At 69.5% G+C, this 12,220-nt stretch carries 9 protein-coding genes; 6 read left to right on the top strand and 3 right to left on the bottom strand.

Features of this window, described 5'->3' with window-relative positions:
* Positions 1 to 142: 142 nt before the first annotated feature.
* The 5 genes from bioD (at position 143) to ACM9HJ_RS22490 (ending at position 6,730) form a co-directional block, all read left to right on the top strand.
* Positions 143 to 832 carry a dethiobiotin synthase gene (gene bioD, locus ACM9HJ_RS22510; RefSeq protein WP_416574013.1) on the top strand — a complete coding sequence of 230 codons (690 nt, stop codon included), beginning with the start codon at positions 143 to 145 and terminating at the stop codon, positions 830 to 832.
* Positions 832 to 1,164, top strand: a complete 333-nt coding sequence (locus ACM9HJ_RS22505; protein ID WP_416574012.1) for a DMT family transporter — start codon at positions 832 to 834, stop codon at positions 1,162 to 1,164. Before bioD ends, ACM9HJ_RS22505 begins: the two co-directional genes overlap by 1 nt.
* A 112-nt stretch (positions 1,165 to 1,276) precedes the next feature.
* Positions 1,277 to 5,008 (top strand): PAS domain S-box protein, encoded by a 3,732-nt coding sequence (locus ACM9HJ_RS22500; protein WP_416574011.1) that lies wholly within the window; start codon positions 1,277 to 1,279, stop codon positions 5,006 to 5,008.
* Positions 5,005 to 5,961 (top strand): diguanylate cyclase domain-containing protein, encoded by a 957-nt coding sequence (locus ACM9HJ_RS22495; protein ID WP_416574010.1) that lies wholly within the window; start codon positions 5,005 to 5,007, stop codon positions 5,959 to 5,961. Before ACM9HJ_RS22500 ends, ACM9HJ_RS22495 begins: the two co-directional genes overlap by 4 nt.
* Positions 5,962 to 6,103: 142 nt before the next feature.
* Complete coding sequence (locus ACM9HJ_RS22490) at positions 6,104 to 6,730, top strand: LysE family translocator (protein WP_416574009.1); 627 nt, start codon at positions 6,104 to 6,106, stop codon at positions 6,728 to 6,730.
* Positions 6,731 to 6,912: 182 nt separating this feature from the next.
* Here the strand turns inward: ACM9HJ_RS22490 and ACM9HJ_RS22485 are convergent, their stop codons facing one another.
* The 3 genes from ACM9HJ_RS22485 to ACM9HJ_RS22475 form a co-directional block, all read right to left on the bottom strand.
* Positions 6,913 to 8,070 carry an AGE family epimerase/isomerase gene (locus tag ACM9HJ_RS22485; RefSeq protein WP_416574008.1) on the bottom strand — a complete coding sequence of 386 codons (1,158 nt, stop codon included), beginning with the start codon at positions 8,068 to 8,070 and terminating at the stop codon, positions 6,913 to 6,915.
* 22 nt (positions 8,071 to 8,092) lie between these two features.
* The gene (locus ACM9HJ_RS22480; RefSeq protein ID WP_416574007.1) at positions 8,093 to 8,989 is read right to left on the bottom strand and encodes an ROK family protein; all 897 of its coding nucleotides are present in this window, start codon (positions 8,987 to 8,989) and stop codon (positions 8,093 to 8,095) included.
* A 105-nt stretch (positions 8,990 to 9,094) separates the two neighbouring features.
* Positions 9,095 to 10,309, bottom strand: a complete 1,215-nt coding sequence (locus tag ACM9HJ_RS22475; RefSeq protein ID WP_416574006.1) for an ROK family transcriptional regulator — start codon at positions 10,307 to 10,309, stop codon at positions 9,095 to 9,097.
* Between the two features lie 166 nt (positions 10,310 to 10,475).
* Between ACM9HJ_RS22475 and ACM9HJ_RS22470 the strand changes: the two genes are divergently transcribed.
* Entirely contained in the window at positions 10,476 to 12,173 is a 1,698-nt protein-coding gene (locus tag ACM9HJ_RS22470; RefSeq protein WP_416574005.1) for a SulP family inorganic anion transporter, read from the top strand.
* Positions 12,174 to 12,220 lie beyond the last annotated feature (47 nt).

Genomic DNA, 12,220 nt, shown 5'->3' with positions numbered 1-12,220 from the left:
CTGTTCGGGTAGTGGTATAAAACCTGTTACGCGGCCCTGTCAGGACCCAAATGCAGGCCAGACGTCCCCGTTGCGCATGGGGGGGTTGATGGAAAGGGGGGTGGTGGAATGGCAGCTTCCCCCTACGGAAGGGAAATTGACCATGGGTGCGTATTTCGTCACCTCGACAGGCACCGATATCGGCAAGACGTTCGTCTCATCCTGTCTGCTGCGCCATTGGCGCCGCCAGGAACTGACCCCCGACGCGTTCAAGCCGCTGGTCAGCGGCATCGATCCCGATGATGCGCGCGGCAGCGACCCCGCCGCCCTGATCGACGCGCTGGGGCTGGATCTGACGCAGGACAATCTCGACCGCCTGTCCCCCTGGCGCTTCAAGGCCCCCCTGGCGCCCAACATGGCGGCCCGGCTGGAGGGGCGGCTGGTCCCCTATGCGGCGATGCTGGATGCCTGCCGCCGCAAGGTGGCCAATGCCCAGGGCCCGTTGCTGGTGGAGGGTGTGGGTGGGGTGATGGCGCCGGTGGATGATGGGCGCACCGTGCTGGACTGGATGGGCGACCTGGGCCTGCCGGCCATCCTGGTGGCCGGCACCTATCTGGGCACGATCAGCCATATCCTGACCGCGCATGCCGTGCTGGCCTCACGGGGCCTGCGGGTGGCGGCCCTGGTCCTGTCAGAGACGCCGGATGCCACGGTGCCGCCGGCCGACACGGTGGCGGCCCTGGGCCCCTTCCTGCCGGGGCTGCCCGTCCTGCATCTGCCGCGCCTGCCCGCCGGCGTGCATGACCATCCGGCCATCACCGAACTGGCAACGATCCTGGAGGCGGGAAACTGATGCGGAATTTTCTCTACCTGGCCGTCGCCATCCTGGCGGAGGTCGCGGCCACCCTGTCCTTGAAGGCATCGGACAATTTCACCCGGCCACTGGCATCGACCATAACGGTCGTGGGCTATGGCGTGGCCTTCTATTGCCTGTCGCTGGCGCTGCGCACCATCCCCACCGGCATCGCCTATGCCATCTGGTCGGGCGTGGGCATCGTCCTGGTCTCGGCCATCAGCTGGATCTGGTTCAAGCAGACACTGGACCTTGCCGCCATCGCCGGCCTGGCCCTGATCGTGGCGGGCGTGCTGGTCATCAATCTGTTTTCCAAGTCCATCGCGCACTGACGGTTTCCTAGCCCCCTGGATATCTATCGCTGGTGCAAGAATTCGGCGCAAATGCCATACAGATGGATGAGTTGACGACGGTTCGCACCGTCGCGCGCCAGGGGCTTTCGACTTGCTGATACAAGACCGCACCAAGGAAGGCGGACCCCGTCCGCGCACCATCCTGCTGATGACGGCAGTCCTGATCCTGATGGTGCTGGCCACGGCCTTCGTGGCGGGCCGTGAGCAGCGCGAGCATGATCAGACGGAAATGGATGTGCGGCTGCGCACCCTGGTCCTGCAGCGCACCGCCATCCTGTCGCGGGCGCTGGAGGATATGCGGACCCAGGCGCGTTTCCTGTCGCTGACCCCGCCCGTGGCGGGTCTGGCGCGGGCCGAGGCCGGTGGCGGATATGATGCGGCGGAGAAGACCGACGCCGTGCTGTGGCACCGGCGGCTGGAGACGATCTTCACCGGCTATGCCCTGTCGCAGCCGGGGGTGGAGCGGCTGGCGCTGCTGTCCGCGCGCGACCATGCGTCCATCGTCGCCGTGGAGAACCGTGATGGCCAGCCGCGCGTCGGCGGCAATGATGCCGGCCGCCATCCCGACCTGGACCTTCTGGACCTGCTGGCCCAGCGCTCGGCCAGCGACACGCTGTTCTCCGGCCCGGATGTGGAGCATGAGGACGGCGTCGCACGCCCGCTGCTGCGGCTGGCGGTGCCGGTACCGACGATGGAGGGCAGGCGCTTCGGGGCGCTGACCCTGACGATGGACGCGCGGGGACTGCTGGCCGACCTGACCAACGACATCAACCCGATCTTCCATCTCTATTTGCTGGATGCGCAGGAGAATTTCCTGCTGCACCCCGACCCCTCGCGCAGTTTCACCGGCACCCGGCCCGGCCGCTGGAGCCAGGAGTTCCGGCCGCCGGACGGGGAGGCGCGCAGCGGCGGCGTCCAGACCGTCCAGGGGCCGGACGGCATGGTGCATGCGCTGCGTCAGCGCGTGATGCTGGATGCCGACAATGGCGGACACCATCTGGTCATCGTGGCCACCGTGCCGGACAGCATCGTGGACGCCAATGCCGGCAAGGTACGGCTGTGGGTGGCGGGGCTGGGCCTGCCGCTGGTGGGACTGCTGGTGCTGGTGCTGGTGTTCTTCCGCCTGGCCAGCCGCCGGGACCGCGCGCTGATGGCCAGCGACGCCTGGCTGGGCGCCATCGTCGACAGCGCCAGCGATGCCATCATCGGCCTGTCGAACGAAGGCCGCATCACCAGCTGGAACGGTGCGGCCGCCCGCATGTTCGGCCGCACGGCCGATGACGCGGTCGGCTGTGCCACCAGGGCCCTGATCGTGCCGCCAGGCCTGGAGATCCAGGAGGACGAGCTGCTGGCCCGCGTGGCGCGCGGGGAGAATGTGCTGAACCTGCGCACCCGCCGCCTGCATGCCCATAACCGCCCCATCGACGTGTCGATCACGGCCACGCCCGTGCGCGGCGCCGACGGTACGGTGGGGGCCGCCATGATCATCCGCGACATCACCGACCAGATGGCGGCCGAGGCCGGCATCCGCGACCTGAACAGCCGTCTGGAACAGCAGGTGCGCGAGCGCACGATGGAGATCGAGGCGCTGGCCGCCTTGCGCAACGCCATCCTGCACTGCGCCGGTTCCGCCATCATCGCCTGCGACCGGTCGGGCACCATCACCCTGTTCAACCCGGCGGCCGAAGTGATGCTGGGCTATGACCCGGAAGAGATGGTGGGCAAGGCCACGCCGGCCCTGTTCCACGACCCGGCGGAGCTGGGACGGCGCGGCGACGCCATCCAGGCCGAACGCGGCCAGCCCATCCTGTCGGCCATGGATGTGCTGGCGGAGGGGACCCGCGACGGCGGGGTGGAGATGCGGGAATGGACCTATCTGCGCAAGGACGGCACCCACCTGCCCGTGCTGCTGGCCGTCACCACCCTGGCGGAGCGTGGCGGCGGCATCGGCGGCTATCTGATCATCGCCACCGACATTTCCACCCAGGTGCGCGACGCCGCCCGCCTGCGCGAGGCGCTGGCGGGGGCGGAGGCGTCCAGCCGGGCCAAGTCCGCCTTCCTGGCCAATATGGGTCATGAGATCCGCACGCCGCTGAACGGCATCATCGGGTCGGCGCATCTGGTGCTGGACGACCCGCTGACCGGCAGCCAGCGCACCCATGTCGACAGCATCCGCCGCGCGGCATCGGCCCTGCTGGCCATCATCAACGACATCCTGGATTATTCGCGCATCGATGCCGGGCAGCTGGTGCTGGAACCCGCCCCCTTCCTTCTGTCCGATCCGGTGACGGCCGTGGCCGACCTTTATGCGCCGGTGGTGCGCACGCGCCACGTGTCGCTGGATGTATCCATCGATCCGGTGCTTCCCGACTGGGTAATGGGCGATGCCGGGCGGCTGCGCCAAGTGCTGGACAATCTGGTGGGCAATGCCGTCAAGTTCACGCCGTCCGGCGCCATCGGCGTCATGCTGCGCCGGCAGGGGCAGCGGCCCGACGGGCGCGTGGACCTGTCGATCACCGTCACCGATACCGGCATCGGCATGCCGCCCGACCAGGTGGCCCGCCTGTTCCAGCCCTTCACGCAAGGGGATGAGAGCCACCGCCGCCTGCATGGCGGCACCGGCCTGGGCCTGGCCCTGACCCACCGGCTGGTGACCATGATGGGCGGGACCATCCGCGCCGAAAGCACGCAAGGCCAGGGCAGCCGGTTCATCGTCGATCTCAGCCTGGATGAGGCGGCGGCCCCCGCCCGCCCGCCGCTGCCCGCCGTGCCGCCACCACCGCAGGCGGGCGAGGCGTCCAGTCTGCACGGTGCCCGCATCCTGCTGGTGGAGGATAACGAGCTGAACCAGGTGATCGCCCGCAGCTTCCTGGACCGGGCCGGCGCCGTCACCGTGCTGGCCGGCAACGGGGAGGAGGCGATCGCGGCGGTACAGCGCGAAAGTTTCGATCTGGTGCTGATGGATCTGCAGATGCCGGTGATGGACGGGCTGGAGGCGACGCGCGCCATTCGCGCGCTGCCGGATGGTCGCGACCTGCCCATCCTGGCCCTGACCGCCGCCGGCCATGCGGAGGATCTGAAATCCTGCCTGGAGGCGGGGATGGACGATCATATCGACAAGCCCTTCGTGCCGGCCCTGTTCCTGGCCACGCTGCGCCGGTGGCTGACCGGCACGCAGGCGGCCCCGCCACCGGCCCCGGTGACGCCGCCGCCCGTGCTGGCCCGGCCGGACCCGATCCCCGGTATCGACCTGGACCAGGCCATGGGCCGGGTGCTGGGCAACCGCGCGCTGCTGGAGACGATCCTGGACCAGTTCGTGGCCCGGTTCGACGGGCTGGGCACGCGACTGGCCAAAAGGCTGGCGGCGGGTGAGACCGCCATGGCCGTGCGCAAGCTGCATGAGCTGCGCGGGGCCGCCGGCAATATTTCCGCCCTGGTGGTGACGGAACTGGCGACGGACCTGGAACGTGCCGTGCGCGCCGACGCCACCGCCGACCATTCCACGGCCCTGGCCGGGCTGGAGACGGCGCTGGACGGGCTGGTGGCCGCCATCCGCGCCCGCGCCCGCCCGCATCCGGCCGACACCGCTCCCGTGGCCCCGCCGCCCGCTTCCCTGGCCGCCGCCATCCCGCCGCCCGATCTGGCGGAACTGCGCGGGGCATTGCGCACCCGCCGCCTGACAGCGCTGGACGTGCTGGCCGATCGCAAAGGTGACTTGACCCGGCGGCTGGGGACGGACAAGTTCCGGAACCTTTCCACCCTGGTGGAGGCCCTGCGCTACGAGGATGCGCTGGCGCTTCTGGAGGCGGAGTTCCCCGCGTGACCACCGGCTTTCCCTTCGTCCCGGCCCCCGTCCAGGCGCGGATCCTGATCGTCGATGACGACGTGGCCACCATCCGCGTGCTGGCGCAGGTGGTGCAGAGCCAGGGCGACGTGGTGTTCGCCACCGGCGGGGCCGACGCGCTGGCCGCGGCAAGGGCCGAACGGCCCGACCTGGTGCTGCTGGACGCGGAGATGGAGGGGATGGACGGGTTTCAGACCTGCGCCGCCCTGCGCACCCTGCCCGGCATGGGCGACGTGCCCATCCTGTTCGTCACCTCCCATCGCGGGGTGGAGGCGGAGGTACGGGCCCTGGCCGCCGGGGCCGTGGATTTCATCACCAAGCCCTTCCACCCCCATATCGTGGAAGCGCGGGTGCGCACGCACCTGACCCTGAAGCAGCGCACCGATGCGCTGCTGCGCATGGCCACGCTGGACGGGCTGACCGGCATCGCCAACCGCCGCGCCCTGGATACCGGCCTGGCGCATGAACTGCGCCGCCTGACCCAGCCGGGGGCGTCGCCCCTGTCGCTGGTCCTGGCCGATGTCGACCATTTCAAGCGGTACAACGATTTCTACGGCCATCAGGCCGGCGACGATTGCCTGCGCGCCGTGGCGGGCGCCCTGGCCGGCTCCGTGCGCCGTGCCGGCGATCTGGCCGCCCGTTTCGGCGGGGAGGAGTTCGCCATCCTGCTGCCCGGCGCCGATGCCGATGCCGCGCGGACGGTGGCGGAAAAGCTGCGCCGGACGGTGGTTTCACTCGCCCTGCCGCACGCGGCCCGGCCCGATGCCGATCTGGTCACGATCAGCGCCGGTGCGGCCACCCTGCCGCCATCGCCCGGCGGCGATGTCGATGCCCTGTTGGTATCCCTGGTCGCTGCCGCCGACCAGGCCCTCTACCGCGCCAAAGCCGATGGCCGCAACCGCGTGGCGGTTGCGGGCCGGGATGCCGGCTGACCCACGGTCCGATCCAACCCGATCGAATGATGATGCGGCCGGTCAGCATTTCTGACCGGCAACGCGCGGCGGCGCGCACGCGCCGGCTGCCCATTGACATTTCTCGTCCATATACATAAAGATATCCTTATATGTAGATATCATGATGTATGAGGATGAGATGGAGACGGGATCGATCCTGGGCTTCGTGCTGGCGTCGGTGGCATTGCTGGGATCGCCGGGACCGGCGATCGCGGCCCTGGTGGCGGTGGGGCGCAGTTGCGGGGCGGGACATGCCGTGCGCTATTTCCTGGCGCTCCAGGTGGGGCTGGCGCTGGCGGCGGGGTTCAGCGTGCTGGGGCTGGTGGCGTTGCTGCAGGCGTTTCCGCCGTTGCGCCTGGTCATGCTGGTGGTTTCAATCGCCTATCTGCTGGCCCTGGCCTGGTCCATCGCCACGGCCCGGCCGTCCGGCGGTGTGGGGGCGGCGGGCAACGGGGAAGGGGCCTGGCGCCTCTGGGGCGGCTTCGTGCTGGGCATCGCCAACCCCAAGGCCTATCTGGCCTTCGCCTCGCTGTTCGGCTCCTTCGTGCTGCTGGACCCGGCGCAGGGGCTGGGGGACGGGGGCCTGAAATGGGCCCTGGTGGTGCTGGTCATGGTGGCGGTGGATGCCGCCTGGCTGCTGGCCGGCCGCGCGTTGGGCCGGGTGCGGATGAGCCCCCGCGCCGAACGGGCGCTGAACATGGGCATGGGGGCCGCCATCCTGGCCGCCTGCGCGGCGGCGGTGGTGTGAGGCCGACAGCCCCCCATGCTGCCGGCCCGCGCCCCCATGGGCGCGTGAGCCCAGGGCGCGGATGCGCCCGCCCGGCGCTTGAGGGAACAGGAACAGGCCGGCGACCGCCGGCCCGCGCCCTCATGGGCGCGTGAGCCCAGGGCGCGGATGCGCCCGCCCGGCGCTTGAGGGAACAAAAATAACTACCGCACCGCCTTCACCACCCGGTCCATCTCCAGGATGGCGCAGGTGATGTGGTAGAAGCTGCTGGCCGGTGCCGGTTCGTCCGTGAACAGTCCCGCCGGCGACAGCTTGTCCCACCACAGGCCCTTCACGGGCGTGTCCAGATACAGCATCAGCCCGTCGGCGGCGCGGGCGGCCGTGGTCCAGTGCGCATCATCGCCCGTGACCTCCGCCGCCAGCACCGCGGCCTTCAGCCGTTCGGTCTGCGGCCACAGGCGGGCGCTGTGGTCATGGATGGAGAAATCGTCCAGCAGGCTGTTGAAGCCGACGCCGCGTGCCGGGTCGACGCCATGCACCTCCCCGATCTCCAGCAGGCGCAGGCCGGCCTTCACCGCGTCCTGCCGCCCGCGCGCCTTGCCCCAGCGCAGCAGCAGCCAGGCCCATTCGAACTGGTGCCCCGGTTCCATGATGCGGCCTTGCGTGCCGGGGGCGGGGCGCCAGTCGGCGTCGAAGAATTCGCGCAAGCCGCCATTGTCCTGGTCGATGAAGCGGGTCATGGCCAGACCGGCGATGCCATCGGCCATCCGGCCCCAGCCCGCGTCGCCGCCGGCCGCTTCCCAGGCCAGCGATGCCTCGAACAGGTGCATGTTGGGGTTGGACAGCAATGGCAGCGCGTCCGGCTGCAATTCCTTGAACCCGCCCTGGTCGCCGCAACGTGCGATCAGCCGGTCGCGCAGCGTGGTGGCGATGGGGTGCAGATGCTCGAAATCGTTCAGCGCCTGGGCGGCATTGCACAGGCCGAACAGGGCGAAGGCCTGATCGTAGAGATCGACATTGTCATCCAGCACCGACCCGTTCGGCGCCACCAGGGCGCGGAACAGGCCATCGTCGCGCCGGTAGCGGGACAGGTAATTGTCCAGCGCTTGACGCGCGATATCGGCGGCCGGGCCGGTCCAGCCCAATTGCGGGGCGATGGCATAGGAATAGATCTGGCGCGGCTGCACCCGGGCGCGCCGCGGCGCGTCGACGGGCTTGCCCGTCTGGTCCAGCTTCTCGTGGAAACCGCCACGCTCATGGTCGTAGCCCTGCTCCCACCAGAGCGGATAAGCATGGTCCACCGCCCAGGCGACCAGGGCGTCGCGGCGGCGGATGGCGTCGGACAGGGGGGACATGGTCATGGTTTGGAACCTTGCTTGCCGGTCAGGAGTGCCAGAGCCGTGCCGCCCCCCGCACGCCCGAGCTGTCGCCCCAGCGTGCCGGCGCGATACGGGCCCGCCAGTTGTCGCAGAACGCATGAGAGCGGATCACGGGTCCCAGCCTCTCATAAATTTCGGCGACATTCGACAGGCCGCCACCTAGCACAAAGATATCGGGATCGACAATGTTGGCGACCAGGGCCATGGCCCGGCCCAGCCGGCTTATATACCGGTCAAGTGCGGCCGAGGCGTCGGCATCGCCGTTGCGCGCCGCCTCGATGATCCATTCGCCCGGCTGGTCGTTGCCGGTGACGGCGGCATGGTCGCGGCGCAAGCCCGTGCCGGACACCCAGGTTTCCAGGCAGCCATGCAGCCCGCACCAGCAGGCGGGGCCTGGCACCTCCGTCGCGTCCGGCCAGGGCAGGGGCACATGGCCCCATTCGCCACCGATGCCGTTGGCACCCTCCACCAGCTTTCCATCCACCACCAGCCCGCCGCCACAGCCGGTGCCGATGATGATGGCGAACGCCACGCGGCACCCGGCCGCCGCCCCGTCCACCGCCTCGGACAAGGCCAGGCAGTTGGCGTCATTGGCCAGGCGCACCGGCCGGGCCAGGGCCGCCGACAGGTCGGAGCCGAAATCGCGGCCGTTCAGATAGGTGGAATTGGCATTGCGCATCAGGCCCGTGCTGGGGCTGACGCTGCCCGGCACGCCCAGGCCCACGCTTTCCGCCCGGCCCGTCGCCTGTTCCGTCCGGTCGATCAGGCCGCGCAGCGTGGCGATGGCCGCGTCATAGGTGCCGGGATTGGGCGCGCGCAGCCGCGACAGGAAGGCGCCATCATCCGCCAGGGCCGCCACCTCGATCTTGGTGCCGCCGAAATCAACCCCGATCCGAACCATCGCAAACCCTCTCCCCAATGCGCTTATGGCTGCGCTTGTCGGGACAGGTTAGCGGTCTTTGTTTAAATAGACAATTTGAAATAAGAAATCGGAGGGGCGTTGGCCTCACTCCTCCGCCGTCTTCATCAGCACCGACCGGCCCGGCAGCAGGCGCTGGTTGAAGGGCAGGATGGCGGCGCCCACGGCCGGCGCATCGGCGGCCATGGCGGCGCGGCGCAGGGGAGCCAGGATCGGCACCTGCCCGCGTTCGGCCGCCATCCGTTCATTGGTGGCCGCCGCCAGTTCATCGACCAGCGGGGCCGGCAGCCGCCCGCCGATGAAGATGGCTTGCGGGTTGATCAGGCAGGAGATGGACAGCATGGGGCCGGCCAGCAGTTCCGCCGAAAGCCCGATCCAGTCCTTCAGCGCCGCCTGGCCGCCGGCATCCAGCGACAGCAGATCGTCGGGCTGTACCAGCCTGTGGCCGCGCCCGGCCATATGGCCGAACAGGGCTGAGAGCGACACCGCATCCTCCAGCCGCCCCACCTTGATGGAGGGGTGGCGGACGGGCAGGAACCCGATCTCGCCGCTGCGGCCCTCCGCCCCGCGGAAATACTGCCCGTCCAGCACCAGCCCGCCGCCCAGCCCCCGGCTGACCAGCAGATAGAAGAAGCTGGGATGGCGCAGGCCCAGGCCGAACTGCGCCTCCCCCAGCGCCGCCGCCGTCGCGTCATTCTCCACGAACACCGGCAGGGACGGCAGCCCGTCGAACAGGGAAGGGATGTCGGTCTGGTTCCAGATGGCGTAATTGTCGGGCTGATGTGGCAGGTGGACCCTTCCCAGATCATCGGGCAGCGCCACGCCCAGCCCGACCAGCCGCTTGGCCTTGATCGCCCCCTTGGCCAGGATGGCCGACAGTTCGACCCGCGCGAATTCCGCCACCTCGTCCGGCAGGGCGAAATCCACCTCCCGCGTGGCGCGTGCCCGCACCTGGCCCAGCAGGTCCAGCACAACGAGCGTGACATGGTCACGGTCGATATTCAGCCCGACGGAGAAGCAACCATCGGGATTGATGGCCAGCTTCATGGCCGGCTGCCCCCGCTGGCCCAGCAGGCGCCCCGCCTCCAGGATCAGCCCTTCGGCCAGCAGGCGCTTGGTGATGTTGGCGATGGCAGGTGCTGTCAGCCCGGTGATCTCCGCCAGTTCCGCCCGGGTGATGGGGCCGCCGACGCGGATGGCCTGCAACGTCACCCGCTGGTTATGATCCCCCGCCCGTTCCAGGTTGGTGCCCGACAGGCTGGCCCCGACGGCGGCGGGGATGGAGGGGGAGGGGTTGGACATGGGGGCTTTCAGGCACGGGGAGGCTATCCCCGGAATACGCCTGTGGGCGGGGGAGGGCAATGGGATGGTGATGATGATCCGTTGCCGCACGGATCGCTTGACTTACACCACCCAAAAAGCGGAACCTCCAAGAACTACATAAATACTGATGTTGTTCGAGGTGCCCATGAGCGCCACGCCGCTTCCGCTTGCCCGCGAGCTTCTGCCCAAGCTGGTCACCATCCTGCGGGAGGGATACTCCCCCGCGGCCTTGCGTGCCGATGCCATCGCCGGACTGACCGTCGCCATTGTGGCATTGCCGCTGGCCATGGCCTTGGCCATCGCGTCGGGGACGACGCCGGACAAGGGGCTGGTCACCGCCGTGGTGGCGGGGTTCCTGATCTCCGCGCTGGGCGGCAGCCGGGTGCAGATCGGCGGGCCGACGGGGGCGTTCGTTGTCGTCGTGGTCGGGGTGATCAACCGGCATGGCTATGATGGCTTGGTACTGGCCACGCTGATGGCCGGGCTGATCCTGGTGGCGGCCGCCCTGCTGCGGCTTGGGCAATGGATCAAGTATATCCCGGAGCCGGTGGTCACCGGCTTCACGGCCGGCATCGCGGTCATCATCTTTTCCAGTCAGGTGAAGGATCTGCTGGGCCTGTCCATGGCGGCGGTGCCGACGGAGTTTGTCGAGAAGTGGCCGGCCTTCTGGGACGCGCGCGGGACGGTGGGCGTGGCTTCGATTGTCGGGCTGGGGGCGCTGGCGCTGATCCTGGGATTGCGGCGGGCGGCACCCAAGGTGCCGGGGTTCCTGGTGGCCGTCGTGCTGGGTTCCGTCGCGGCCTTTGCGCTGGGACTGGATGTCGAGACGATCGGGTCGCGGTTCGGCGGCATTCCCGATCATCTGCCGGCACCGGCCCTGCCCGTGATCACGCTGGAAAGGCTGCACACGCTGCTGCCGGCGGCGCTGACCATCGCCTTTCTGGCGGGGGTCGAGTCGCTGCTGTCGGCGGTGGTGGCGGACGGGATGACGGGGCGGCGGCACCGGCCCAATGCGGAGCTGCTGGCCCAGGGCGTGGCCAACAGTGCCTCGGCGCTGTTCGGCGGGCTGCCGGCCACGGGCGCCATCGCGCGCACCGTCACCAATATCCGGTCGGGCGCGCGGTCGCCGGTGTCGGGCATGCTGCATGCGGCCTTCCTGCTGCTGTTCATGCTGGCACTCAGCCCGCTGGCCGGTTTCGTGCCGCTGGCGGTGCTGGCGGCCGTGCTGGTGGTGGTGGCCTGGAACATGAGCGATGCGGGGCGCTTCCTGCATGAGCTGCGCACGGCCCCCTGGGGTGACCGGCTGGTGCTGGTCACCACGTTTGCCCTGACCATCGCCATCGACCTGACCGTGGCGATCGAGGTGGGGGTGCTGCTGGCGGCATTGCTGTTCATGCATCGCATGTCGGAAAGCGTGGCCGTGTCGGCCAGCGGGGAACGGCCGGAACTGGCGAGGGGGCTGCCCGACGGCGCCGTGCTTTACCGGATCGACGGGCCGATGTTCTTCGGCGCCGCGCGCAAGCTGCTGGATGTGCTGGATCGTACGGGTGGGGGGCCGCGCGTGCTGATCCTGGATATGACGGGGGTGCCCATGCTGGACGCCACCGGGGCGGATGCGCTGGCCACGCTGGCGGCACGCGCCGGCAAGGGCGGGGCGCATGTGGTGATGGCGGGCCTGCAACGCCAGCCGCTGGGGGTTCTGCGCCGGCTGGGCCTGCGCCACCGCAAGGGGCCGGTGGTGTTCGTGGGCGATGTGGCGCGGGCCAAGGTGGAGGCCGCACACCTGCTGGCCGAAAGTTCCGGCAAGGCCGTGGGTGGCAGCCCGGCGGCGGGGGCGGATTGACACTGCGCTGGGTTTCACCATCTATGCCCAGCATAAATCCTGAGGAA

The sequence above is a fragment of the Niveispirillum sp. KHB5.9 genome (assembly GCF_048066115.1).
GTDB lineage: Bacteria > Pseudomonadota > Alphaproteobacteria > Azospirillales > Azospirillaceae > Niveispirillum.
The sequence above is the reverse complement of the archived record's forward strand: the minus strand, read 5'-3'. Positions and strand labels throughout refer to the sequence as shown.